A 25848-nucleotide genomic window follows, 5' to 3' on the forward strand; every position below is an offset into this window, starting at 1 on the left:
CGGTTCTTTAGTCGCAAAGACGCTCGATGATCAGCGCGATGCCCTGGCCGACACCGATGCACATGGTGCACAAGGCGTAGCGGCCCTGACGTTCTTCCAGTTCATGCAGGGCGGTGGTCACCAGGCGTGCGCCGCTCATGCCCAGCGGATGCCCGAGGGCAATCGCGCCGCCGTTCGGGTTGACCCGCGCATCGGTGTCGCTCAGGCCGAGCTCGCGCAATACCGCCAGACCTTGTGCGGCAAAGGCTTCGTTGAGTTCGATCACGTCCATGTCGGCCAGGCTCAGGTTGGCCAGCTCCAGCACCTTGCGTGTCGCTGGCACCGGGCCGATGCCCATGATCCGTGGTTCAACCCCTGCGGTCGCCATGGCGACGACCCGGCCGCGTGCTTTCAGGCCGTGGCGTTTGGCGACTTCCGGGCTGGCCAGCAACAGTGCACAAGCGCCGTCATTGACCCCGGACGCATTGCCGGCGGTGATGCTGCCGCCTTCGCGAAACGGCGTGCCGAGCTTCTGCAATTGTTCCAGCGTGGTATCGCCGCGCGGGTGCTCGTCGTGTTCGACGACTTTGGCCGGGCCTTTGCGCTGGGGAATTTCCACCGCGACGATTTCCCTGGCAAACCGTCCACTGGCCTGGGCCGCACCGGCGCGTTGCTGACTGTGCAGGGCAAAGGCGTCCTGGTCGGCGCGGGAGATGTTGAACTGCTCGGCGACGTTCTCGGCAGTCTCCGGCATCGAGTCAATGCCGTAGGCTTTTTTCATCAGCGGATTGACGAAGCGCCAGCCGATCGTGGTGTCGTAGAGCTGCGCGTCGCGGGAAAACGCCTGCTCGGCCTTGCCCATCACCAGCGGTGCGCGGGACATCGATTCGACGCCGCCCACCAGCATCAGCCCGGCCTCGCCGCAGCGAATCGCCCGCGCCGCCGTGCCGATCGCATCCAGCCCGGAACCGCACAAACGGTTGAGCGTGGTGCCGGGCACGCTGACCGGCAACCCGGCCAGCAGCGCCGACATGCGCGCGACGTTGCGGTTGTCTTCGCCGGCCTGGTTGGCGCAGCCGTAGATCACGTCATCGACGGCATTCCAGTCGACCTGCGGGTGACGGCGCAGCAGTTCGCGCAGCGGCACCGCGCCGAGGTCGTCGGCGCGCACGCTGCTCAAGGCTCCGGCGTAGCGACCGATCGGGGTCCGCACCGCGTCGATGATCAAGGCGTCATTCATTCGGGTTCTCCTGCGTCAGCACAGCGCCGCGCACTTTGTAAGATTTGCCATGGAACAGGGCGATCAGTTGGCCCTGTTGGTTTTCAATGCGTACGTCATAGTTGCCGGTGCGACCGGAACGGCTTTGCTCGGTGCAATCGGCCGTCAAGGTGTCGCCCAGGCGCGCCGGGGCGATGTAGTCGATGCTGCAACCGATGGCCACCGTGGCCTCGTTGTAGCTGTTGCAGGCGAAGGCAAACGCCGAATCGGCTAGCGCAAACAGGTAGCCGCCGTGGCACGTGCCGTGGCCCTGAATCATCTCGGCGCGCACGTTCATGCCCACGCGGGCACAGCCGGGCGCCGCCGAAAGCAGGCGCATGCCCATGGCCTGGCTGGCGGCGTCGCGCTTGAACATCGTTTGCGCACAGGTGCTGGCCAGATTCATTGCTTCATGGTTTGTCATGGAAAGTCCTTCCTTCAGCGACCCGACGGCGCAACAGCAGCGACGGCCGATAACGTTCTTCGCCGTAGCCGGCTTGCAGGTTTTCCAGCACGGTAAGGATCTGCGACAGCCCGATGGCATCGGCCCAGGCCAGCGGGCCTTGGGGATAATTGACCCCGGCGCGCATCGCCAGATCGATGTCGGCGGCCGAGGCCACGTCTTGCAGCAGGGCGTCGGCGGCTTCGTTGGCGAGCATGGCGACGGTGCGCAGCACGGCGAGGGCCGGGCTGTCACTGAGCAGGCTGACGTTGAGGCCGGCCCGGTGCAGCAGCGCCACGCCTTGTTCGAATGCGGATGGATCGATGCCCGCCGAGCAGCTGATCGCGATCCGACTGACCTTGCCGTAATCGAACGCCAGGTCCAGCAGGATCAAATTGCGCAGGCCATCCTCCTTGGCCCGTTGACTGGCCATGCGCCCGTCGCTCAACGCCAGCACCGCGTCGCCGACCCGCAGCAAGCCTTGGCCATCGCGCTGGATGATTTCGACGCCATGCTCGCGCAAGCGTGGGATTAGGTTCTGTGCAATGCCCAAATCGCCTTCCACGACGCAGGTTTCAACGGCGCGTTCGCTGCTGATTGATGAGGGCTGAGCGCGTGAGGCACCGTCGGCGTAGCGATAAAAGCCCTGGCCACTTTTGCGTCCTAGCCGCCCGGCATCGACCAGCTCTTTCTGAATCAACGACGGCAGGAATCGGGTGTCGCCGTAATAGGCGTCAAACACCGAACAGGTCACCGCATAGTTGACGTCATGCCCGATCAAATCGGTCAGCTCGAAAGCGCCCATGGCAAAACCACCGGCATCGCGCATCAGTGCATCGAGGGTCGGGCAATCGGCGGCGCCTTCCTGAAGCAGGCGCAGGCTCTCGGCGTAAAATGGCCGGGCCACGCGGTTGACGATGAAGCCCGGCGTAGAGCGGGTGTGCACCGGTTTTTTGCCCCAGGCTTTGGCGGTATCATACAGACACTCGGCCAGCGCCGGATCGCTGGCCAGGCCCGAGACGATTTCCACCAGCGCCATGACCGGCGCCGGGTTGAAGAAGTGCAGGCCAAGCAAGCGTTGCGGATGATTCAGTTGCGCGGCGATGCTGGTGATCGACAGCGACGAGGTGTTGCTGGCGAGCATGCAGCGCTCGCCGCAGATGCTTTCCAACTGGCGGAAGAGGGCGCGTTTGACCTCAAGGTTCTCGACGATGGCTTCGATGATCAGCGCGCAATCGGCCAGCGCTTCGATGGTTTCCACCGCCTGCAGGCGGGCAATGGTTGCAGTGCGTGCTTCGGCCGAGAGCTTGCCGTTTTCGACGCGTTTGCCCAGCTGCCGGTCAATACCATCGATGGCCTGTGCAGCAGCGCCGGGACGATTGTCGAGCAACAGTACCGGATGGCCAGCCTGTGCGGCGACCTGTGCAATGCCGGCGCCCATGGCTCCGGCGCCGATCACCGCGATGCGTGCGTGGGTGTTCAGTGCCGTCATGGTTTAGCGCCCCTTGAAGCTTGGGCTGCGTTTTTCCATGAAGGCGCTGACGCCTTCACGGTAATCCTCGCTGCGCCCGGCCAGTCGTTGCAGGTCTTTTTCCAGCTCCAGCTGCTCGTCGAACGTGTTGCTCAGGCTGGCGTTCAGGCTGCGCTTGATCAGCGCCAGACCGTAAGTCGGTTGCGTGGCCAGATGACGAGCCAGCGTCAGCGCTTCATTGCGCAATTCCGCATCGTCCACGCAGCGGTAGATCAGCCCCCATTGCTCGGCTTGCTCGGCACTCAAGCGGTTACCGAGCAAGGCCAGCGCCTTGGCGCGGGCCATGCCAACCAGGCGCGGCAAGGTCCAGGTGCCACCGGAGTCGGGGATCAGGCCGATCTTGCAGAAGGCTTGAATGAAACTCGCCGAGCGCGCCGCCAACACCAGGTCGCAGGCCAGCGGAATGTTGGCGCCGGCCCCGGCGGCCACGCCGTTCACCGCGCAAATCACCGGCAGCGGCAGGTCGCGCAATTGGCGGATCAACGGGTTGTAGAACTTCTCGATGGATTCACCCAGGTCCGGCACGGCGCTGCCCGGCGCGACATTGCGGTCGCCAAGGTCTTGCCCGGCGCAGAAGCCGCGGCCTTCACCGGTCAGCAGCAGGACGCGCACGTCTGGATTCTGTCGGACCTGTTTCAACGCTTCCTTCACTTCGCCGTGCATCTGCGCGTTGAAGCTGTTGAGTTGGTCCGGACGATTGAGGCTGAGCAGGGCGACGCCGGCCTCGATGGAAAACAGGATGTGTTCGAAGTTCATGGTCATGGCGCTCTCTAAGAGGTCGTTCGAATTCGTTGTCGTTTCGGCAGCTATTCGCCGGTAAAGGTTGGCGTGCGCTTTTCCTGAAAGGCCCGGATGCCTTCGTCGCGGTCACGGGTGCCGGCCAGCACGGTGAAGGCATGGCGTTCGAAACGCAGGCCGCTGGCCAGGTCGGTGTCCATGGCCTTGAGCAGCGCTTCCTTGGCCAGACGCACGGCCAGCGGTGCTTTGCCGGCAATGCTGCGGGCGATTTGCAGGGCGCGTTCGACGGTGAATTCCGGTTGCGTCACTTCACTGACTAGCCCAGCGCGTTGGGCTTGGCGGGCGTCAATCGGCTCGCCGGTCAGGACCATCTGCATGGCCATGGATTTGCCGACGGCGCGCAGCAGACGTTGAGTGCCACCGGCACCGGGCATGATCCCGAGGTTGATTTCCGGCTGGCCGAAGCGGGCGTCTTCACCCGCAACAATGATGTCGGCGTGCATCGCCAACTCGCAGCCACCGCCGAGGGCAAAGCCATTGACGGCGGCGATCAGCGGTTTGTTGAAGCGGGTGAGGGTCTGCCATGAGGCCTGGCGCGGGTCGTCGAGGATGCCGACCAGATTGCGTTCGGCCATTTCCTTGATATCGGCACCGGCCGCAAAGGCTTTGCGGCTGCCGGTCAGGACCACTGCGCGGGTGTCGGGGTCGGCTTGCGCAGCATCCAGTTCATCCGCCAGTTCACCGAGCAACTCGGTGGTCAGCGCGTTCAGTGCTTGCGGGCGTTGCAGGGTAATCAGGCGAACGCCCGGCTCGAGGAACTCGACAGCAAGGGTTAGAGGCATGGCGGATGTCCTCACGGTGCACGCTCGGCTGATGTGCCGGCTCGTTATTGGATCGGCCAGGTGGGCCGGTTTTACCTGAGTATACCTATAACGCGATACGCAAATACAATAGTAAAACTGATTTAATGTGTCTTATTGATCGGCGGTGTATTTTGAGTGACTGGTTTTTGGGAGTCGTTTTTCAGCGATATACTCCCGGTTTTATTGACTTGTAAGGCGAATTAAACGCCATCGCCGAGCGTTCTCGACAGCGCCGGATTAAGTGATACGGTTTTTTATCTTTGTGATGATAAAAGCGATGTGATACAAAATGAGTCAATATCGGCATCGCTTTGCGCAAAGAGGAACGTCCCATGACCTGCTACAGCCTCGATGGCTTGACCCCGGTGGTTGATCCCACTGCTTACGTGCATCCGTCCGCCGTGCTGATCGGCGACGTGATCATCGGCCCGCATTGCTACGTCGGGCCGCTGGCCAGTTTGCGCGGCGACTTTGGCCGGATCGTGCTGGAGGAGGGCGCCAATCTGCAGGACACCTGCGTGATGCATGGTTTCCCGGACAGCGACACCGTGGTCGAGCGCAACGGCCATATCGGTCATAGCGCCGTACTGCACGGTTGCCGGATCGGCGCCGATGCGCTGGTGGGCATGAATGCCGTGGTGATGGACAACGCGCGCATTGGCCCGCGTTCATTCGTCTCGGCGGCGGCCTTCGTCAAAGCCGGCTTCGAATGCCCGGAGCAGTCGTTGGTCATGGGGGCCCCGGCCAGCGTCAAGCGCAGGCTCAGCGATGAAGAAGTGGCGTGGAAGCAGGCGGGCACCCGCGAGTACCAGCAACTGGCCAAGCGTTGCCTTGAGCAGATGCAAATCTGCGAACCCCTGAGCGAACCGGAACCGGACCGCCCGCGTATCAGCGACAGCGGTTTGCGGCCAAAAGCCAACGCCCTGTAAATGCTGAACTAATGTGGGAGCGAGCAAGCCCGCTCCCACAAGGATTTCGGTATATTCCTTTTCATTTTTTTCAGCTCGGTACGCCCATGTCGTCCCTGACACCGTTAAACTATCTGATCACCCGCTTCCAGGAACAGACGCCGATCCGCGCCAGCTCCCTGATCATCACCTTGTACGGCGATGCCATCGAACCCCACGGCGGGACAGTCTGGCTCGGCAGTCTGATCCAGTTGCTCGAGCCCATCGGTATCAACGAACGGCTGATCCGTACCTCGATCTTTCGCCTGACCAAGGAAGGCTGGCTGACCGCCGAGAAAGTCGGTCGCCGTAGCTACTACAGCCTCACCGGCGCCGGTCGGCGCCGCTTCGACAAGGCCTTTAAGCGTGTGTACAGCTCCACAGTGCCGGCGTGGGACGGTTCCTGGTGCCTGGTGATGCTCTCTCAGTTGACGCAGGAAAAGCGCAAACAAGTGCGTGAAGAACTGGAGTGGCAAGGTTTTGGTGCAATTTCGCCGGTGGTACTGGCTTGCCCACGCAGCGACCGTGCTGACGTCAACGCGACCTTGCTCGACTTGGGGGCTCAGGAAGAGACCATCGTTTTTGAAACCACCGCCCAGGATGTGTTGGCGTCCAAGGCGCTGCGCATGCAGGTGCGCGAGAGTTGGAGCATTGAGGAGCTGGCAGCCCACTACAGTGAGTTCATTCAGTTGTTTCGCCCGCTCTGGCAAGCGCTTCGCGAGCAAGAGAATCTGCAGCCTTCGGAGTGCTTCCTGGCGCGAATCCTGCTTATTCATGAATATCGAAAGTTGCTGCTGCGCGACCCGCAGTTACCCGATGAGCTATTGCCCGGGGACTGGGAAGGGCGTGCGGCACGGCAGCTGTGCCGCAATATTTACCGGTTGATCTACACCAAGGCCGAAGAGTGGCTGAACAGTGCACTGGAAACGGCCGATGGCCCGCTGCCGGACGTCGGTGAAAGTTTCTATCGGCGTTTTGGCGGGCTTAAATAGCCTGCCATCGTTCAGGGAGTAATCGCTGTTCAGGAGATCCGAAGCGTCCCGATTTATCGTGGATTGGCGTAGATAATAAAAATAAGCCTGCGTGAGACCTGACATGATTTCTACAACTGCACATCGCCGTGATGGGTTTGATCAGTGGATCCATCAGATTAATCAGATCTGCGGCGCCTTCAATGCACAAACCTTGGGTTCTGAGTTTTCCGGCCAGATCCGGGAATACCAAAGCGGCGCGTTGAAGCTCAGTTTTGTCGATGCCTGCCAGGCTCGGCTGTACCGCACACCTCTGGAAGTCGCCGCGGGTGAAGGGGGGAAATACTTTGCGGTATTCCAGCTCGATGGCACTGCCGGTATGGCTCAGGGCGACAATCGGGTTTCACTGTCAGCCGGTGATATCACGCTGATTGACGCTTCACGCCCCAGCGACTTCACCTACAGCGAGAACTCGCGGCAGTTGTCGCTGATTCTGCCGTACCCGTTGGTTGAGCAGACCCTGCGCTTCAATCAAGTCAAGTGCGGTCATCGGATTGCAGCGACTTCACCTATCGCGGTGCTTTCTCGCCACCTGATACTGGATGCCACTCGCCAGAAAAACCTGAGCCAGCAGGAAAGCGAAGCGACCCTGGAGGCTGTTGTCAGCCTGCTGCGCCCGGCTATCAGCCATACCGATGACTGCAGTGATTTGCATGAGCGAATCTTCCGCAAAACCCTCGACTACATTGACGATCATATCCGTTCGGAAGACCTCTGCCCTGAATTGCTGGCGCGGGAAGTCGGTGTATCGATGCGTGGCCTTTATCGGATGTTTGCCAAGAAGGGGCTGGTGGTCGCGCGATACATCAAGAATCGCCGTCTGGATTTGTGCGCTGAATCCCTGCGCCAATCGGGCACGGAGCAGAAACTGTCGGCACTGGGTTATTCGTGGGGTTTTTCCGACTCGAGCTACTTCTCAACGGCGTTCAAATCCCGCTTCGGGATCTCTCCTGGGGAATACCGCAAGCAACACGCTTGAATGCAGTGATGGTCGCTGAACGATTGTTGTGGCATTCGGGGGATGGGCTTTAAATACGTACAAAAAAGGAGGCTCCGCTGGAGCCTCCTTTTTAGTGCTTTGTTTATTTCGGTGCGTTCAAGTGCAACGTGGGTGTTTCATCGAAGAAGTTCCAGGGCTTCAACAGCACATGAACCCACTCAGTCGGCATGATTGGCCACTCTTCGGCCCGGGCGATGTGAGTGGTGCCGGTGGTCAGCCAGGCAACATCATCGGTATTTTCGATGGACTGGTTGTCCTTCGTGAACTGCCCCAACCCTGCGTCCTTGTCCGAGCGATTAGGGTACTTGCCTTCCGGGTACTTTTCATCCGAATTGTAACGAGTCACCCAGAGCTGCTTGTCCATGAAGCTCAGGCGGTGATAGAGCCATTCGTCTTTGCCGAAGTTGGCGCCTTTGGCTACCGGGTGAGTACCGCCGGCATAAGGAATCAGCTGGTAGGAAACCGGGTTGCCGACTTTGTTTTCCTTGCTGGAGTTGGTCATCAAGCGAACGGTCGAGGGGTCGAATTTCTGTGCGGCCTGCTGTTCGGTGCTGACCACTTGCTGCACGGTCTGCATCGTACTGGTCCGCGGCCCGCCACGGTCGTTCGGAGCAATCACCGGGTTCACTTCAACCAGTGAGTTGTTCTCACCGTCCACATCCATGTCCAGACGGAAGTTGTAGATGTGTTGGTGGGTGGTGCCTACGATGTTGTGGTCCAGAAGGGTGCCGTAGCGTGTGTCTTCTTTCGCGGTAGCCTCATGCATGTTTTTCGATTTCACACCCTTGACCGCTTCGATACCGGTGGCGCCGGCATCGATGCCGATGGTCCCGTTCTGCTGGAAGACCCAGTCGAAGATGTAGTCATAGTTGCCGACGGTGCTGATCCAGCGCACCACCAGTTCGCGGCGCTCGGTGCTGAGGTTGGGCTGGCCCATCTCCTGGTGTTTGTATTCCGGGCCGGCGTAGCGCTCAAACACGGCCATGGCGCGCGGAATCGAGGTCGGTGCGCCGGTATAGTCGGCAATGGTGGCGTCCAGCAGCACGGCGTTTTCCGGGGCGTCTTTGCCGCGCGCGATCGGTGAGGTCAAGGTGCCCATGCCGTAGTCGCCCGAATCCAGGTAGGCCTTGAAGTACCAGCCGACGTCGGGATCGCCGTAAGGCACGATCATGCCGCCCAGCGAGCCCTCGTACATGATTTTGCGTTTCTTGCCCTTGTCGTCATAGGTGACCGTGGACAGGATCGGGCCGACCCGCGAATCGAGGCGAACGTGAAAGTCCCAGTTCTGCCAATGAATACTGTTGCCGGTAATGGTGTAGTTTTTCCCCTCGGGCTCAATGATCTCCAGCGGCTTGACCTGTGTGCCTTTGCGGCCACGCCCGTCATAGGGTGTTGGCTTCATCGGGACCGGTATGATCGCCTCGTCTTCGATCTTGATCAGTTTTTTTTGCTCCAGGTCGACAATCGCGACCAGGCCCTCGATCGGGTGCGCCCAGTAGTTGCCGTCATCGGTATTGAGGTAGCTGACGATTTTCAGCAGTCTTTTGTCCTGTGCCAGGCCGTCTTTGCCGTCGAAGTAACCGACGGTCAATGGGGTGGCCACGACTTTTTTGACGTCGGTGATGCCGCGCTTGGCCAGTGCTTGCGCGTATTCCGGGCTCGATTCAATGGCCGACTGCACAGTGGCGAAGTCGTCCAGCAAGACCATGCCGTGAGCGCCCTCGACGGGTTTCCAGGACTTGAGTGTCTTGCTGTCGAGATCGACCAGGCCCTCGATTACATGCTTGCCATCGAGCACCACGATATTGGCCTGGCGAGGCTGAGAGACGTTTTGACCGGTATAGACAAAGTTCCAGACCTGATCCTTGGGTGGTTCATTGACGGAAACTTCGGTGAAACGAAAGCCGGGCTTGTAGTTGGCGGAATTCTTGACGATATCCACCGCCGCCTTGATTTCGTCCGCGCTCAGGGGGTTGAGCGGGTTAGGGCGGGTCTCGACGACAAAGGTCTTGTCCAGGCCGGACTGGAATACCTGGTTGATGAAGTCCTTGGACATGAATGCAGTCTTGCCTTTGAACACCACAGGTACGGATAACTCCATTCGCTTGCCGTTGAGCACTGCCACCTTGCTGTCAGGCTTGACCTTTACGTAGGCGCCGTCCTTGGCAATGACGAACAGGTTGGCATAGTTGTCCCATTTGACCGTGGCGCCAAACTCCTCAAGGGTCGATTGCAGAGGCACCATTTCGGCAGCGGTCCCATGGGCTTCTGCATTTGGCAGCCAGCAAGGCAGGCCGAACGTGCCCAAGGTGATGGCCAGCGCGAGTTGAGCAAGCGGTTTTCTTTTTAACAGCGCTACGGACGTGAACATTTCTGAGTTCCTTGAGACGAGCCGAGGACAGGCACGTATGCACTTTGCTACAGCTGGAGGGTGACTTCTTTTTGATTCTTGCCAGAAGCTTTTTGCTCTGTGCCTAAATCAGCTTTCCCGGCTGGTGATCATCAAAGGTGAGAATAGTCGGGACTGAGTTCAAGGAGAAGGCTGCTGTAAAGGTGGCGGGTCCAGCCATCCGAATCCAGATTGGCAGGGATAGAAACCGGTCTGGCACAGACGAAAAATCAAACACGCAATGGCTGATTTAGGCTCTGACTCAAAGCACTGTTGAGTGGCGGCGGTGCAGCTATTTTCAATCATCAGCGCGAGGCAAGGATCATGAATCAAAATAGGGTCGTGACACTGGACAGGGTCAACTCTTTCTTGAAGAGAAGCCACGGTTTGTACATCGATGGCGGTTGGGTGAGCGCTCAGTCCACCAGCACCTTGCCGGTCTACGACCCTTCAACCGGCCTTCAGATCGCCTTCACCGTCGACGCCAATGAGTTCGATGTGCAGCGTGCAGTGATATCGGCCCATAAAGCCTTTCGCTCTGGTGTATGGTCCCGGCGTCTACCCGCAGAGCGCGAGCGCATTTTGCTGCGCTATGCCGATTTGCTCGAACAACATGCTGAAGAGCTCGCTCAGTTGGAAACCCTGGAGCAAGGCAAATCGATTGCTGTGTCGCGGGCCTTTGAAGTGGGCTGCACGTTGAACTGGATGCGCTATGCCGCAGGGCTAGCCACCAAGATATCGGGGCGCACGCTGGACCTGTCGATCCCTGTTCCCGCCGGGGCTCGATATACCGCGTACACGCGCAAGGAACCCATCGGTGTGGTCGCCGGGATTGTTCCCTGGAACTTCCCGCTGATGATTGGCATGTGGAAGGTGATGCCGGCGCTGGCGGCCGGTTGCTCGATTGTTCTCAAACCCTCGGAGATCACTCCGCTGACGTTGATGCGCATGGCCGAACTGGCCACCGAAGCCGGTGTCCCGGCGGGCGTATTCAATGTGGTGACAGGCAGTGGCAGCGTGTGCGGCAGAACCCTGACCACCCACCCGCTGATCAGCAAAATCAGTTTTACCGGTTCCACCGCCACGGGTAAGGGCATTGCCCGCAGCGCCGTCGACCGACTGACCCGAATTACCCTTGAGTTGGGCGGCAAGAATCCGGCCATCGTCCTCAAGGACGCCGACCCGCAGCAGGTGGTTGAAGGCTTGATGATGGGCAGCTTTCTGAATCAGGGTCAGGTGTGTGCTGCGAGTTCACGCATTTACGTAGAGGCTCCTTTGTTCGACCGACTGGCAGGTGATTTCGAGCTCGCGGTCAAGGGGCTTTCGGTAGGGCCGGGCATGGACCCGACCACGCAAATCAATCCGGTTGCCTCTAAAGCGCATCAACTGAAAATCGAGTTCTATCTGGCAGAGGCACTCACTCACAATGCTGAGTTGATCAGTGGCGCAAGGGGGCCGGACTCTGAAGGTTTTTACGTTCCACCAACGCTGCTGATCAACCCCGACGACAGTCTCTCGCTAACCCGCGACGAAGTATTTGGCCCCGTGGTAACCCTGACCCGGGTTGCCGATGCCGAGGAGGCGCTGGCCAGGGCCAACGATAGCGACTACGGGCTCACGGCCAGTTTATGGACTGGCAGTCTGTCGGCAGCCATGGACCTGACACCCCGTATCGAGGCCGGTACGGTATGGGTCAACAGCCACACGCTGATTGACGCGAACATGCCTTTCGGTGGTTTCAAACAGTCTGGAACCGGGCGGGACTTTGGTGTCGATTGGCTCGATGCGTTCACTGAAACCAAGTCCATTTGCATCCGACATTAATCCTTCATGACTGACGGTGGTCCACAGACGTGTTGTAAACCAGCCACCTTAATACCGAGACTGCACCCGACACATCGTGGCGCTTGGCAGAGGGATTCAACTACTCGATGGCGATGAAGAACAAAGGGATTACCTGGAAGTTCTGAAACCTTCGAAGAGTTCATCACCAAGCCCCAAGCCTACGTGAACGGCACTTACATGCCGTTTGCCGGCCTCAAGTCCCCTGAAGATCGTCACCTCGTGGATTGCTATCTGTCCGGGCAGCATTGATCTCATTGGCCGCTCGCTCGACCTGAAAGGGTCGAGTGAGTCGCTGCTTCGATCGCATTATTTTTACATTCGTGAGCAGCGCTTGCCCGTTAAGGCCAGAGATTCAATTGCTATCGGCAAGCGCCGAAGCTGACACTGCGATGCAGCTGGTTGCTATCCATTTTCGGCACAATTTCCAGGCGGTCACTGACACGGAATGGAACTTGCGTAAGCCTCAACCTGTAAGCCTTGAGTACGGACAGGTTTCTCCAATGAACAATAATAATATCCTGGTACAAACGATCTCTGGATTCCCGACGGAACAGGCATCCTATCTCCATCGAGTCCAAACCAGCGACATAGATGAACATGCTCACAATCTGAGTGGTTGGCGGATAGGGTATGAGCAGTTGAGCCCCGGTCGCTTCCAGGGAGAGCTGATCGAGTTTCGTTCTGATTGGATGCAACTCGTCCGCGACCGCTCTAATCAGGCCATGACCAAAAAAGGCGCGGCCAGGGAAGGCACGATTACCTTCAGCGTGCCTCTGAGCAATCACGGTGATGTCTATTGTTCCGGGCATCTGATTCGTGAGCCAAGTGTGCTGGTGGCACACGGTGACAACCTGCCTGAGATACGTATACCGCAGACCATGGATGTGCTGATTGTGGCTATAGAAGAGCAGGCTCTTGAGTATGTGCTGGGGTGTCAGGGTAGTCGTTTTCGGATTACTGATTTTCCCACCTGTTACCGGCTCGGCGACTCAACAGTGGGTGGCGAGCTTAAAGTATTATTCGATGAGCTACAGGAGGGCGGCCAAAGTGGGGATGTCCTGTTGGGATATGAGTCGATTCGCCGTGGTATCCGCGATGCGGTGATGTTGCATCTACTTGACGTTGTTGCGCTGGATCAAACGCCACCGCTCAACCCCACGGCGCGAAAACGGATGGTCGACCGGGCTCGTGAGTATGCCCTGAGCCACCTTGATGAGCCGTTCTCGATCCTCGATCTATGCAACGGTATAGGGACCAGCCGACGCAAGCTTCAGTATTGTTTCCAGGAAACCCTGGGGATCAACCCGGTGGCTTATTTACGGGCTCTGCGCCTTAATGCGGTGCGCCGTGAACTGCGAGAGAGCACGTCTTCGGTCTCTGTACAGAAGGTCGCTGCACGTTGGGGGTTCTGGCACTTGAGTCGGTTTTCCGGTGATTATCGGGCTATGTTCGGGGAGCTGCCTTCGCAGACGCTTCATCGCTGAAATCTTTGCCGATATTGGATAACCCTCGCTCGTCCCCGCTCCCTAGGATGACCCCTACACCAATTGGGTGAGAGGGGCATTCGATGAATCATAACCATAAATCAAACGTTAGAAGGCATACGCTGGTTGCTCTGGGGCTGCTCGGCCTTTGCGCAACGGCTGAGGCGACTGAAAATGGAATACCGACCACTGCGTTCGGTGTTTATGATTTCGGCGCAGGGATGATGCCGCCTGCGACACCCAACGGAACCCTTGGCCTGCGCACGGCTTATTACTCGGCCAACGCCCAGAAGGATCGTCACGGACGTTCGCTGGATAACAATTTTTCTTTGGACGTGTTGACCCTCGGTCTCGCATACGTACGTATGACGGATAACACTGTGCTGGGGGCCAACTATGGTTTTGGCGGCGTGGTGCCGTTCTTCAAGATGGATGCTTCGCTTGAGGTGCCGACCCCGGCTGGACCGCTGCAACTGAAAGCCGATCCCTTTCGCATGGCAGATTTGCTGATGTCGCCCTTGATCCTGCAATGGAACCTTTCGCCGAATCTGTTCATCAATGCGCAGTTTCAGATCATGGCTCCCACCGGTGACTACGACAAAAATCGCCTAGTCTCGCCAGGCCTGAATCACTGGGCGTTTTCGCCAATCGTCAATGCAACTTACATCACCGACAGCGGCTTCGAGGTGTCGTCCAGCTTTCAAGCGGACATCAACACTCGCAATCAGGCGACCGATTACAAAAACGGTGTCGAGTATCGGCACGAGTTCGCTGTAGGGCAGCATGTGGGCCCCTGGACGGCCGGTATCGGTGGTTACTACTACCGCCAGTTCAGTGATGACGACGCCCCCGGTCTGGAGGGCGGCCATCGCGCCCGCGTCATGGCCATCGGGCCGGCGTTGAGCTACTTCAAACCGGGGCTGCCACCTGTCTGGCTGCATGCCTACAAGGAATTTGATGCGCGTAACCGTCCCGAAGGTTATGCCTTCGCTTTGCGTATTTCTCAAAGCTTTTGAAGTGGCTGTGATGCGCTGCTTCTGCGCGTCGGACTTTTCGATTGCCTGACGTGTAAAAAGCGATCTGGTCCTGGGGCCCATGAGCCTTTTTTCCTAATGATGATAACTGCGAGCCAACCTCCTATGACGACTTTTCAAAATACTGATGCGGATCTGATTTTTCTCAATGGCTCCATCTACACGATGAACGCTGATTGCCCATGGGCCGACGCGCTGGCAATACGTGACGGTCGCCTGATTGCGGTGGGAAGCGAGGCCGTTGTTCGTGCAGCAGTGTCGTCCCGTGCACGAGTCATCGATCTCCAGGGGCGGATGGTCATGCCCGGTATCATCGACGTGCATAACCATTTCCTGTTTGCCGGACGCGCAGAGCTATATGAAACGGGTTTTCCTCCCAACCTCTCGCTTCAACAGGTGCTCGAGCAGGTTCGTCAGGCCGCTATGAAGCAGCCGCCCGATGGCTGGGTAGTCGGCGGTATCTGGGGCAGCGGCCTGCTCGGCGAGTTGACGTTGGAGGCCCGCAAAGCCTTGGATGAGGCTGCTGGCGGCCGGCCGGTAATGCTTAGGGACGACTCGCACCACAATCGCTGGGCCAGTTCCGCTGCCTTGCGTCTCGCCGGCATCCATGCCACCACGCCGAATCCGCTCAACGGTGAGATCGTTCGCGATTCTGCCACTGGCGAGCCGACGGGCCTGTTGCTGGAGGCGGCTTCATCGCTGGTCGAGGCCGCCGTGGGCAAGGCGCTCGCATCGTCGCCGCAACTTGACATTGATGCCGGCGCGCATGCCTTGCGTCGACTCAATGCTTGCGGCATTACAGGGTTGCAGGAAGCACTCACGTCGCGTCCGGTGATGGATGCGGTCAAGGCGCTTGCCGATTCAGGGCAGTTAACGGCGTGGGTCGTAGGTTCGCTGCCCGTCGTAGAGGCGGCACTCGCGCCTGGCGAATGGGGCGAAACCTTGTTCGCGCTACGTGATAGCTATCGCAGCCGTCATTTCCGCCCCGATGCCGGCAAGATCTTCCTTGACGGTGTGCCAACCACGCGTACCTCGGCAATGCTGGAACCCTATCTACCCGATGCCCTTCACGCTTGCTGCTTTCGCGGCGCGACCCTGCTGAGTGTGCCGCAGTTGGCGCGTGCTTTATCCGACTGCGAGGGGCAGGGTATCGCTGTGAAAATCCACTGCACAGGGGATGGCGCTGTACGTGCTGCACTCGACGCCATTGAGGTCGTGCGCAGCTTCAACGGCCCCGGGTTGATGCATCAGATTGCCCATGCGAGTTTTATCCATCCTGACGATATACCGCGCTTCGCCGAGCTCAACGTGGCCGCAGATTTGTCGCCCATGCTTTGGTTTCCGGGCATCATCATTGAAGCGATTCGTGCGACCGTGCCGCAGGAGAGGGCAGAGCACTATTGGCCAAATCGCGACCTTCACGAGTCGGGTGCGCTGATCGCTGGTGGCTCGGACTGGCCGGTGATACCGGATCCGAGCCCCTGGACCGGGATTCAGGGCATGGTCACCCGACGCGATCCCAGCGGGCAGTTTCCTGGGGCGCTTTGGCCCGAACAGGCGCTTGATCTGGCCACGGTGTTGCGCGCCTACACGCTCAACCCGGCGCGAGCGATGGGTCTCGCAGACGAGACCGGCTCAATCGAGGTTGGCAAATCCGCTGACTTGATCGTGCTCGACCGTCATTTGTTCAACATCCCGGTCGACGAGCTGGCCGCGACTCGCGTTCTGGCGACCTGGTTCGAAGGCCGTATCGTGTATGAGCAGACGCCATGAAGGACGTTGTCGATTCACGCCTACCTGTGACGTTGTTGACCGGTTTTCTCGGTAGCGGGAAAACCACCGTGCTGAATCACCTGCTGCATCTTCCCGAGTTGGGGAACACGGCGGTCATCATCAATGAGTTCGGAGAGATCGGGATCGATCACCTGCTGGTCGAAGAGGTGAGTGAAAATCTGCGTGTACTCAACAGCGGTTGCCTGTGTTGCACGGTACGTGGTGACCTGGTCGATACGCTGTTGGAGCTCAGTGCCAGGCGTGAGCGGGGGGAAATCGCCGCGTTCACGCGGGTCGTCATCGAAACCACCGGGCTGGCCGATCCAGCGCCAGTGCTGCACACCCTGATGGTCGACGCTGACATCACTCGGCTCTATCGCCTTGACTGCGTTGTGACGACGGTGGATGCCGTCAATGGCGCGGGCACCCTTGATCGTCATACCGAAGCAGTGAAACAGGCGGCGGTGGCTGATTGTCTTCTGCTGACCAAGACCGACCTGGTGGCTGTCGATGTGATCGAGACCCTGAGTGCGCGTTTACGTGCCCTCAATCCCACCGCCCCTATACGATATGTGGTCGACGGCAATGTCAGCCCCGGCGATGTGCTGGGGGCCGAAGAGTATGACCCATTGCGCAAATCGGCCGACGTCGGCGCTTGGCTGTCAAATGAGAAACGCCGTGATGGCCATCACCATCATGGTCACCCTCATCATGACGTGAACCGCCATGGTGAGCGCATCAGGGCTCATTGCATCGTGCTGGATGAACCGGTGGAGGAGGCTGCCCTTGTCCACTGGCTGGACCTGATGGCGTCCATGCGCGGCGAAAACCTGTTGCGTGTGAAAGGTCTTGTGCAACTGGTTGAGCGTCCTGAAGAACCGCTGGTCGTACACGGTGTGCAGCACGTATTTCATTCACCGCAGCGACTGCCGGCATGGCCTTCAGCTGACCGGCGCACGCGCATCGTCTTCATTACACAAGACATCGACTATGCCGATATCGTGCGCACCTTTCAGCAGTTCGTTGGTGTGCGCCTGAACGACGAATATTCACTTCAAAGTTGGCCGCTTAATTCAGAATCGGGGGTAACCATATGAAGTTGAAAGACCAGATCCAGGCTGCCGAAAATTTGCTGGCTGAAGTTACGTGCGGGGAGCTCCGATACCATGGTCATCAAGAGCCCATCGACGGCGAGGCCGCTTTTGCGGCGTTCGATATTTGGAGTGGTGTTCGACCGGGCGCCGTCGTTTCTGAATCGCCACGATAAACGAGAGAACACATCTGATCGACGCACCTCCGACCATCGCGGCAATCCTGCGGAAAATGATACCCACGGCCTGATAGCTGCTTCTCCACGTGGCTGTAGAAAGCACTCGGTAGCGCGACTTGGACTTATGTTCTTCTCGTTCTTGACATGCCCTTCGAACAAGTCAAAAAATGAGTCCATTCCTGCTGAGGGAGTATTAAAAAACCTTTAGATTTCAATGGGTAGGACACTAGATGCGAGCCTCGTTTCCCGCTCCAAGATTCACAAAAAACGCCACTCAATGAGTGGCGTTTTTTTTGTGCGTGACATTTACGTTCTGCGTTGAAAAGAAAGGCTTCGGCCTCTTTTTTCGTTCCAGCGAGTTCTGCTGAAAACCATCATCAGCCACGCTTTTTTGTACATTAAAACGTACATAGAAATCCTGGCTTGAAGCGTCAGTACTGCGCTCATTGGTCGTGCGTTCATAGAAGCGAATTCGCTACGCTGCGAAGCTTAATTATTGGGGCGTGGTTAGTCGCCGGTGCCGCGTGTACAAGCGGCATTGTCATCACTGTCGGCATCTGCCCATGCATGCTTGGAACGGAATTTCGTCTCAGCATGCATGACCAGTGGGGAGGCAGAGTCAGCGTGTTGTCACAGTCGTAACCAGACCTGAATACTCCTGCATTGCATCCTCCAACGCCCCCCGAAAATACTCCTGCGACGCCCGGTCACAAAGGATGTGTAAACTCGCCTGCTGCACGGTGTCGGAATTGATGACGATCACGTTGATGCGTGCCGCCGACGTCTGGGCCACCGCCCCCGGGCCGAACGCCTGCGGGCTCAGATCAACCCCGCAGAGCTTGGCCAATACTTCGCTCAGGTGATCTCCTGTCAGCTGAAAACAGGCATGGCTGTCCTGACGAGGCAGCAGATAGTTGGCTTGATGATCGAGTTCCCAACGGGCCTCTTCATCTGCCATTCGTTGGCCCTGATCCTCGGGACTGCCCAGCAGCAGGTATTCGGTCTGCGACAGCCGTGCCACCTGACTGCCATCGGCTTGAATCACCGCACGGTTGGGCGCATCTGGCAGGACGAAGCCGCGGCTGCGCAGATACTCTGCACTGTGGGCTCCGCGGAAACCGACCCGCGGCAGGTCGGTCAGGTCCGCCAGGCGGCACCCCGGCAACGGTGCGAGGGTTTGTCGGGCGAGGCTGTGTTGTTCTCTCAGACTGGTCATGACTCAAAGCTCCTGGCGTTGGTTGTCGGGATCGAAGAAGGGCAACTGCACCACCTCGGCCTGGACCACGATGCCGCCTTCGACGCGGATCGGAATCCGTTGCCCAGGTGTGCTCTGGTCGATGCCGGCGTAAGCCAGGCCGATGATCTTGCCCAGGGAGGCGGAATACTCGCAGGAGGTGACGTTGCCGCTGATGTCCGGGCCGTTAAGCACCAGATGGCCTTCCAACGGTTGCAGGCTGCCTTTGGGCAGGCTGAAACCCACCAGTTTGCGTTTCAGTGGCTGGGCTTCGAGGATGTCTACCGAGCGGCGGCCGACGAAAAACGGCTTGGTGCGGTTGATCGCCCAGCCCATGTCGATTTCCGCCGGGTGAGTCATTCCATCGGTGTCCTGACTGATGATCACATGGCCTTTTTCCAGCCGCAGCAGGCGCTGGGTTTCGACGCCGAAGGGGCGGATGTCATGTGCTTTACCGGCCTCAATCAGTGCGTCCCAGAGCTTGAGCCCGTGACGCGCGGGTACGTGGATTTCATAGCCCAGCTCGCCGACAAAACCGACTCGCAACAGCCGCGCCTTGATGCCGGCCACGGTGCCTTGACGAACGCCCAGATAAGGGAAGGCTTCGGCGCTGAGATCGAGGTCGGTGCAGACCTGTTCCAGCACCTTGCGCGAGTCCGGCCCCGCGACGTTGACCGCGCAAATGGCCGCGGTGACGTTGGCGACGTCCACGTCCAGACGCCATTGCGCGTTCCACTTAAGCATTTGCTGATAGATCCGGTCGACACCGCTGGTGGTGGCGGTGACGTAGAAATGGTTCTCGACAAACCGCGCGCAGACACCGTCGTCGATCACCACGCCGTGCTCATTGGTCATCAGCGCATAACGGGAGCGGCCGATCGGCTGCTTGAGAAAGGCGAAGGTGTACATCCGATTAAGCAGTTCGGCGGCGTCCGGACCGCGCACGTCCAGGCCGCCCAAAGTCGAAACATCGATGATGCCGACCTTGTTGCGCACGTGCAGGGCTTCGGCCTGCATGCATGCCTCGCGATCCTTGGTGTTGCCATAGTAGGCCGGGCGTTGCCAGATGCCCGCAGGCATCATTTTCGCCCCGGCTTGCAGGTGACGAGCGTGCATCGGCGTTTGTCGGTACGGGTCGAACGCGCGACCCGCCACATGCGCCAGCTTTTCAGCCACAAACGGTGGTCGCGCCGTGGTCACGCCGGTTTCACTGATGTTGCGTTGGGTGGCCCAGGCCACCAATCGCGCGGTCGGCAGCGCCGAGTGACGACCCTGGGACGGGCCCATGCCGACGGTGGAGTAGCGCTTGACCAGTTGTACGTCGCGGTAGCCGATCCGGGTGGCGTTGACGATGTCGGCCACTTGCAGATCCTCGTCGAAGTCGACGAAGTCCTTGCCTTTGGGGTGCGGGAAGATCGGCCAATTGAAGTTGACCCGGGCCTCGCCGCTGAATGACGCGCGTTGCGTGCCGACTGTCAGACCCAGCGCGAGGGCCGCTTCGGTTCCGGCATTTACGCCATCGGCAATCACGTTATCCAGCTGGTGACGACCGTTGACTGAACCCGCGACATTCAGTTTCTTTGGCAGGCCGCTGAGAGTGAACTCGGCACGCTGATCGTCGTAGGCCAGTTTGCCGCCAGCCTGGCACAGCAGTTGATAGACCGGCATGTAACCGGCGGACATGCACAGTAAATCGCACTCCAGATGTTGCCCGCTCTCGGCGACCTGGCCTTGTGCGGTGATCTTGCGCACGTCGACGCCGTTGATATGGCGCATGCCTTTCTCGTGCAGGGCTTCATATACGGTGCTGTTGAACTGATGGTAGATCTTGCGTTGCACCAGTGCGCGCAGCAGGGACTCGTCCGAAGGACCATGGCGCAGGTCCACCACAGCGACGACCTCCACGCCCTGGTCATGCAGATCCAGCGCGGCGAGGTAACCGTCATCGTTGCCCGTCAGCACCACGGCGCGTTTACCCGGTTTGACCGCGTACAGCTTCATCAACCGTTGCGCAGCGCTGGTCAGCATCACACCCGGCAGGTCGTTGTTGCGAAAGATCACCGGCTGATCGAAGGAGCCGCTGCACACCAGGCACTGGCGGGCGCGGACCTTGTACATGCGTTTGCCCTGAATCACCGGCAGGTAGTTGTCAGTGAACCAGGCGTTGCACGTGGCTTCGGTCAGAATCTGGATATTGGCGTGTTGCTCTACCGCCGCGCGCAGTTCGCGGCGCAGGGTTTCAGCCCTGCCGCCTTCGATATCGAAGCGGGCATAGGTCAGCGAACCACCGAGAACCGGCTGTTGCTCTATGAGCAAAACCTTGGCTCCCGCGTTCGCCGCCGTCAGCGCCGCGTGCAGGCCGGCAGGGCCGGCACCGATCACCGCCACGTCGGTGAACAGGTAGGCCTTGTCGTAGTACTCAGGCTGGAACTTAAGGTCGAGCACACCGAGGCCGGCCTTCTTGCGGATGATCGGCTCCCAGACTTTCCACATGCCCTTGGGTTTGTAGAACGAACGGTAGTAGAAGCCCACCGGCATGAATTTGGAGAACTTACCCAGATAGGCGTCGCGGTCATTGTCCAGGGAGCCATTGACGTTCTGCGCGGTCACTTGCAATCCGGCGGACAAGGCGTGGGCATCGGCGAGCACGTTGGGTTCTTCGGGCAACTGCACCAGGCTGTTGGCGTCCTGGCCTGCCATGGTCAGCGGGCCACGCGGGCGATGGTATTTGAACGAACGGGAGATCAGGAAACGCCCGTTGGCCAATAGGGCGCTGGCGATGCTGTCGCCTTGCAAGCCTTGGTAGCGGTGGCCGTCGAAACTGAAATCCAGCGGCTGATCACGGTCGATCAGCAAGCCCATGGGGGCGGGTAGGCGATTCATCCTGCGATCTCCTTTGCGGCGCTAAAGTCGACGCGGGCGGTGAACAATTCTTTGGGGTCGAAGGTCCGCAGGATTTCGTCGGTGACGGTGTGACGCTCCGCGAGAAACCAATAGCTGGAGGGCGCGTGCATCCACCACTCGCGCACCACGCCGGCGAGGTTGTCGGTGTTGAACACGTAATCGGCCCATTCGGCATCGCTGCAACTGACGGGATCAGGCATCGGCTTGAATTCGCCGCCATAAGTGAACTCGCTGATGTTGCGCGGCCCGTTGAGCGGGCAATTCATGATTTTCATAGTCCGCTCTCCGTCAGTGACTGGCCGCCGTGGCGCCCATTTCGTTGACTTGCTGGAAGGTCGAGAAACGTTCGAGGCCGAAGGGTTTGATCAGCTCCGGCACCTTGCCGCCGCTGGCGACCAACTCGGCCATGGTCTTGCCGCAGATCGGCGTGGCCTTGAAGCCCCAGGTGCCCCAGCCGGCGTCGAGGTAGTAATTCTTCACCGGCGACAGGCCCATGATCGGACTGTAATCCGGGGTCATATCGGTGATCCCCGCCCATTGGCGCATCAGCTTGGCGTTGGCCAGGAACGGGAACATCTCAATCGCATGGGCGAGCAAGCTTTCCTTGAGGTCCAGCGTCGAGCGGGTGTTGAACAGCGGATAGGGATCGGAGCCGCCGCCGAAAACCACCTCGCCACGGCTGGTCTGTTGTACGTAGCAGTGCAGGGCGGAGGAACTCACCAGCGGATCGAGAAACGGTTTGAACGGCTGGGTGACCATCGCTTGCAGCGGGAAAGTCTGGATCGGCGAACGGATCCCGGCCTTGGCCATCAGCAACGAACTGTGCCCGGCAATCGCTTGCACCGCGCAACCGCACTTGATGGTGCCTCGGTTGGTCTTGACCGCGGTGATTGCGCCGTTCTCGATAATCAGATCCTGAACTTCGGTGAGCTGATGGATTTCCACACCGCGTTTGGCCGCCTGTTTGGCGTAGCCCCAGGCCACGGCGTCGTGGCGCGCGGTGGCGCCGTCGATGTGCCAGAGACCGGCGATCACCGGCAAGTGGCCAGGATCTAGGTTGAGGCTGGGCACCAGTTCGCGTATCTGTTGGCGGTCGATCATCTCGGTACGGCCACCAAAGTGTTTGTTGACCTCGGCTCGCTGCCGGAACGAACGCACCGTAGCATCGGTGTGGGCCAGGGTCAGTTGGCCGCGCTCGGAGTACATGATGTTGAAATCGAATTCGTTGGACAGCGACTGGAACATCCGCACCGACTCGGCATAAAAGCGCACGCCTTCGCTGGTCAAGTAGTTGGAGCGGATCACCGCGGTGTTGCGCGCGGTATTGCCGCCACCCAGGTAGGACTTTTCCAGCACCGCGATATTGGTGATGCCGTGGTACTTGGCCAGGTAGTAAGCAGTAGCCAGGCCATGGCCGCCGGCACCGATGATCACCACGTCATAGCTCGACTTGAGTTCCTTCGGTGGCGGCAAATCCACTTCCACCGGGTACTCCGAACTCAGCCCATATTTCAATAGATTGAACGGCATAAGGCCTCCGATTGGTTGTGTTGGGCCTGGTGTTGCGCAAGGGCTGCGGTGACGGTGTTTTTCATCAGAAAGGCGATGGTCATCGGCCCGACACCACCCGGTACCGGGGTGATCGCCGCGACGTGGGGCAGGGCGCTGTCGAAGTCGACATCGCCCACCAGACGGCTGCGGCCATCGTCTTCGATGCGGTTGATGCCGACGTCGATCACCACTGCGCCTGGCTTGAACCAACTGGCGTCGATCAGCCTTGGGCGCCCCACGGCGGCGATGACGATGTCTGCCTGCCGGCACAGAGCCTGCGGATCCGGGCTGCGCGAATGCAGGACGGTCACCGAGCAGTCGGCCTGCAACAACAATGCTGCCATGGGTTTGCCGACGATGTTCGAGCGGCCGATCACCACCGCGTGCTTGCCGCGCAGATCCCCGCAGGTTTGCTCCAGCAAATACAAACAACCACTTGGGGTGCAGGGCGCGAGTACGGTGCGGCCCTGGCTGAGACCACCGACGTTCTGACTGTGGAACCCGTCTACATCCTTGTCCGGAGCGATAGCCTCCAATGCGCGTAATTCATTGATATGGGAAGGCAGCGGCAGCTGCAAAAGAATGCCGTGGATCGAGGGGTCGGCATTCAGTCGGGCGATCAAGATGAGTAGCTGTTCAGTACTGGTGTCTGTGGACAATCGATGCTCGAGAGAGCGGATACCCACCTCTTCGGCACGCAGGATCTTGTTGCGCACGTAGACCTGGCTGGCCGGGTCGCTGCCCACCAGAATCACTGCCAGTGCCGGTTGAATGTCTTGCTCGCGCAGTCGCTCCACGTCCTCGCGGACCTGCACCAGGACGCGGGCGGCGGTGGCCTTTCCGTCGATCAGTTTGTGTGTGTTCACCGGAAGATCACCGTTCTGTCCTGGTTGAGAAACACCCGGTGTTCCAGGTGGTACTTGACCGCCTTGGACAGGGCCACGGTTTCGGTGTCGCGGCCGGTAGCGACCAGATCGTCGGGCAGGTAGACGTGATCGACACGCTGTACTTCCTGCTCAATGATCGGTCCCTCGTCGAGGTCGCTGGTGACGTAATGGGCGGTGGCGCCGATCAGTTTCACGCCGCGCTGGTACGCCTGGTGATACGGCTTGGCGCCTTTGAAACCGGGCAAGAACGAATGGTGAATGTTGATCGCCCGCCCCGAGAGTTGCTTGCACAGGTCGTCGGAGAGGATCTGCATGTAGCGCGCCAACACCACCAGCTCAGTGCTGGTGTCGTCGACGATCTTCATCAGCTCGGCTTCCTGCCGGGCCTTGTTGTCCTTCGTCACCGGCAAGTAGATGAAGCGAATGCCCTCACGTTCGGCCATGGGCCGCAAGTCGAGGTGGTTGGAGACGATGGCGGTGATGGTCATGTCCATCTCGCCCTTGTGGTAGCGGTAGAGCAGGTCGGTCAGGCAGTGGTCGAACTTGCTGACCATCAGCAGCACGCGCATCGGCTCGCGGGTGTCGTGCAATTCCCAGGTCATCTCGAACGCCTTGGCGACGTCGGCGAAACCGTCCTTGATCTGTTGAATGTCGCCCTGATGGCCGTCGTTGAAGCGGAACACCGCACGCATAAAAAAACGGCCGCTGAAGTCGTCATCGAATTGCGCCATCTCCCCGATGTAGCAACTGTTGTCCGCCAGGTAGGTGGTGACGGCAGCGACGATGCCGGACACCGCGGGACAGGTGATCTTGATGATGAAATGGTTTTTTTCGTGTTGCATGACACGTCCTCGGGATGATGGCGGCAGCTCATCGCATAGCGAAAAAAGTGTCAGCGGACAGCTGGCTCATCCATGAGCGAATTTTCTTGTAGGGAATAAAATATTCCTGTTGGTGGCTTTATAGGGGAAATCGGTGTGTGGCGTCCAGAGCTTTTAAGAAAGTTTTTTAACTGGGAGGAAAATGCGTGAGGCCGACATGGGTCGGCCTCAACGTGGGGCAAAGCGGGGGAAGAGGGGGGCGTTACTCTTTGTCGCTGCCGTAATTCATGATCGACAGCAGACGGATCGGCACGTGCACCAACTGTTCCGGACCGTGAGGGATTTCGCCTTCGAATGTCAGGCTGTCACCCGCTTCCATGCGGTACAGCTGATTGCCGTGGCGATAGATCAGTTCACCTTCCAGCAGGTGAAGGAATTCGGTGCCGGGGTGGGAGAAGGTCGGAAACTCCTCACTCGCGTCATCCATGCTGACCATGTAGGCCTCGAAGCTCTTCTTAGGCCCGCGAGTGTGGTTGAGCAGATGGTACGTATGGCCTTTCTCGGTGCCACGGCGCACCACTTCCATGCCCTGATCGGCCTTGACCAACAGCGCACTGCCGTCTTGTTGGTCATATTCGCTGAACAACTTGGACAGTGGCAGGCCTAGCACGTCGCACAGACGGCTCAGGGTATCGAGGCTGGTGGACACCTGGGCATTTTCGATCTTGCTCAACATGCCCTGACTGATATCGGCAATCTTGGCCACGTCAGACAATTTCAGATCCTGAGCCTGGCGCTGGCGCTTGATCTGCATTCCCAGATATTGCTCAAGCTTGAGGCGCGGGGCGGTTTCGGTCGACATAGTCA

21 protein-coding genes are annotated in these 25848 nt (G+C 59.3%); 8 read left to right on the plus strand and 13 right to left on the minus strand.

Features of this window, described 5'->3' with window-relative positions:
- Nucleotides 1-7: 7 nt before the first annotated feature.
- Genes pcaF through paaF form a run of 5 tightly spaced genes read right to left on the minus strand, consistent with a single transcriptional unit; the run spans nucleotide 8 to nucleotide 4790 of the window.
- Nucleotides 8-1219, minus strand: coding sequence for a 3-oxoadipyl-CoA thiolase (gene pcaF / locus AC1RO5_RS01975; RefSeq protein WP_493172268.1), 1212 nt, complete (start codon nucleotides 1217-1219; stop codon nucleotides 8-10).
- Nucleotides 1212-1661: a hydroxyphenylacetyl-CoA thioesterase PaaI gene (gene paaI, locus AC1RO5_RS01980; RefSeq protein ID WP_401358694.1), complete on the minus strand. Its 450-nt coding sequence runs from the start codon at nucleotides 1659-1661 to the stop codon at nucleotides 1212-1214. The genes pcaF and paaI overlap by 8 nt, the downstream gene beginning before the upstream one ends.
- Nucleotides 1648-3171, minus strand: a complete 1524-nt coding sequence (paaH, locus tag AC1RO5_RS01985) for a 3-hydroxyacyl-CoA dehydrogenase PaaH (protein ID WP_493172270.1) — start codon at nucleotides 3169-3171, stop codon at nucleotides 1648-1650. The genes paaI and paaH overlap by 14 nt, the downstream gene beginning before the upstream one ends.
- 3 nt (nucleotides 3172-3174) lie before the next feature.
- A complete protein-coding gene (paaG, locus tag AC1RO5_RS01990) occupies nucleotides 3175-3966 on the minus strand; it encodes a 2-(1,2-epoxy-1,2-dihydrophenyl)acetyl-CoA isomerase PaaG (protein ID WP_493172431.1) in 792 nt (263 codons plus the stop codon).
- 50 nt (nucleotides 3967-4016) lie between these two features.
- On the minus strand, nucleotides 4017-4790 hold the full coding sequence (gene paaF, locus AC1RO5_RS01995) for a 2,3-dehydroadipyl-CoA hydratase PaaF (RefSeq protein ID WP_493172272.1): 774 nt from the start codon (nucleotides 4788-4790) through the stop codon (nucleotides 4017-4019).
- A 353-nt stretch (nucleotides 4791-5143) separates the two neighbouring features.
- On the opposite strand from paaF, the gene paaY reads away from it, so the two are divergent.
- From paaY to feaR, 3 genes are all read left to right on the plus strand, one after another.
- Complete coding sequence (gene paaY / locus AC1RO5_RS02000) at nucleotides 5144-5740, plus strand: phenylacetic acid degradation protein PaaY (RefSeq protein ID WP_493172275.1); 597 nt, start codon at nucleotides 5144-5146, stop codon at nucleotides 5738-5740.
- A gap of 86 nt (nucleotides 5741-5826) precedes the next feature.
- On the plus strand, nucleotides 5827-6750 hold the full coding sequence (gene paaX, locus AC1RO5_RS02005; RefSeq protein WP_493172278.1) for a phenylacetic acid degradation operon negative regulatory protein PaaX: 924 nt from the start codon (nucleotides 5827-5829) through the stop codon (nucleotides 6748-6750).
- 103 nt (nucleotides 6751-6853) lie between these two features.
- Nucleotides 6854-7768 carry a transcriptional regulator FeaR gene (feaR, locus tag AC1RO5_RS02010; RefSeq protein WP_493172280.1) on the plus strand — a complete coding sequence of 305 codons (915 nt, stop codon included), beginning with the start codon at nucleotides 6854-6856 and terminating at the stop codon, nucleotides 7766-7768.
- A gap of 103 nt (nucleotides 7769-7871) precedes the next feature.
- Here the strand turns inward: feaR and tynA are convergent, their stop codons facing one another.
- Complete coding sequence (gene tynA / locus AC1RO5_RS02015; RefSeq protein WP_493172282.1) at nucleotides 7872-10160, minus strand: primary-amine oxidase; 2289 nt, start codon at nucleotides 10158-10160, stop codon at nucleotides 7872-7874.
- Nucleotides 10161-10502: 342 nt separating this feature from the next.
- Here tynA and AC1RO5_RS02020 point away from each other — a divergent pair, with 342 nt between their 5' ends.
- The 5 genes from AC1RO5_RS02020 (at nucleotide 10503) to AC1RO5_RS02040 (ending at nucleotide 17411) form a co-directional block, all read left to right on the plus strand.
- Nucleotides 10503-12002: an aldehyde dehydrogenase family protein gene (locus tag AC1RO5_RS02020; RefSeq protein WP_493172284.1), complete on the plus strand. Its 1500-nt coding sequence runs from the start codon at nucleotides 10503-10505 to the stop codon at nucleotides 12000-12002.
- 521 nt (nucleotides 12003-12523) lie between these two features.
- Nucleotides 12524-13507 (plus strand): helix-turn-helix domain-containing protein, encoded by a 984-nt coding sequence (locus AC1RO5_RS02025; protein WP_493172286.1) that lies wholly within the window; start codon nucleotides 12524-12526, stop codon nucleotides 13505-13507.
- 83 nt (nucleotides 13508-13590) lie between these two features.
- Entirely contained in the window at nucleotides 13591-14523 is a 933-nt protein-coding gene (locus AC1RO5_RS02030) for a SphA family protein (RefSeq protein WP_493172287.1), read from the plus strand.
- A 123-nt stretch (nucleotides 14524-14646) separates the two neighbouring features.
- Nucleotides 14647-16314, plus strand: coding sequence for an amidohydrolase (locus AC1RO5_RS02035; protein ID WP_493172289.1), 1668 nt, complete (start codon nucleotides 14647-14649; stop codon nucleotides 16312-16314).
- On the plus strand, nucleotides 16311-17411 hold the full coding sequence (locus AC1RO5_RS02040) for a CobW family GTP-binding protein (protein WP_493172291.1): 1101 nt from the start codon (nucleotides 16311-16313) through the stop codon (nucleotides 17409-17411). The genes AC1RO5_RS02035 and AC1RO5_RS02040 overlap by 4 nt, the downstream gene beginning before the upstream one ends.
- Nucleotides 17412-18203: 792 nt before the next feature.
- On the opposite strand, the gene AC1RO5_RS02045 is transcribed toward AC1RO5_RS02040, so the two are convergent.
- The 7 genes from AC1RO5_RS02045 to AC1RO5_RS02075 all read right to left on the minus strand — a co-directional run bounded on the left by AC1RO5_RS02045 (nucleotide 18204) and on the right by AC1RO5_RS02075 (nucleotide 25843).
- A complete protein-coding gene (locus tag AC1RO5_RS02045) occupies nucleotides 18204-18800 on the minus strand; it encodes a sarcosine oxidase subunit gamma (RefSeq protein WP_493172293.1) in 597 nt (198 codons plus the stop codon).
- Nucleotides 18801-18803: 3 nt separating this feature from the next.
- Nucleotides 18804-21701, minus strand: a complete 2898-nt coding sequence (locus tag AC1RO5_RS02050) for an FAD-dependent oxidoreductase (RefSeq protein WP_493172295.1) — start codon at nucleotides 21699-21701, stop codon at nucleotides 18804-18806.
- Nucleotides 21698-21997, minus strand: coding sequence for a sarcosine oxidase subunit delta (locus AC1RO5_RS02055; protein ID WP_493172297.1), 300 nt, complete (start codon nucleotides 21995-21997; stop codon nucleotides 21698-21700). Before AC1RO5_RS02055 ends, AC1RO5_RS02050 begins: the two co-directional genes overlap by 4 nt.
- A 13-nt stretch (nucleotides 21998-22010) precedes the next feature.
- Nucleotides 22011-23252: an FAD-dependent oxidoreductase gene (locus AC1RO5_RS02060; RefSeq protein WP_046052994.1), complete on the minus strand. Its 1242-nt coding sequence runs from the start codon at nucleotides 23250-23252 to the stop codon at nucleotides 22011-22013.
- Nucleotides 23234-24139 (minus strand): bifunctional methylenetetrahydrofolate dehydrogenase/methenyltetrahydrofolate cyclohydrolase FolD, encoded by a 906-nt coding sequence (gene folD / locus AC1RO5_RS02065; RefSeq protein ID WP_493172300.1) that lies wholly within the window; start codon nucleotides 24137-24139, stop codon nucleotides 23234-23236. Before folD ends, AC1RO5_RS02060 begins: the two co-directional genes overlap by 19 nt.
- Nucleotides 24136-25002 (minus strand): formyltetrahydrofolate deformylase, encoded by an 867-nt coding sequence (gene purU / locus AC1RO5_RS02070; RefSeq protein WP_493172302.1) that lies wholly within the window; start codon nucleotides 25000-25002, stop codon nucleotides 24136-24138. Before purU ends, folD begins: the two co-directional genes overlap by 4 nt.
- 241 nt (nucleotides 25003-25243) lie before the next feature.
- Nucleotides 25244-25843, minus strand: coding sequence for a helix-turn-helix domain-containing protein (locus AC1RO5_RS02075; protein ID WP_415764322.1), 600 nt, complete (start codon nucleotides 25841-25843; stop codon nucleotides 25244-25246).
- Between the last annotated feature and the right edge of the window lie 5 nt (nucleotides 25844-25848).

Source organism: Pseudomonas sp. GW822-FHT02G04, from assembly GCF_058802085.1.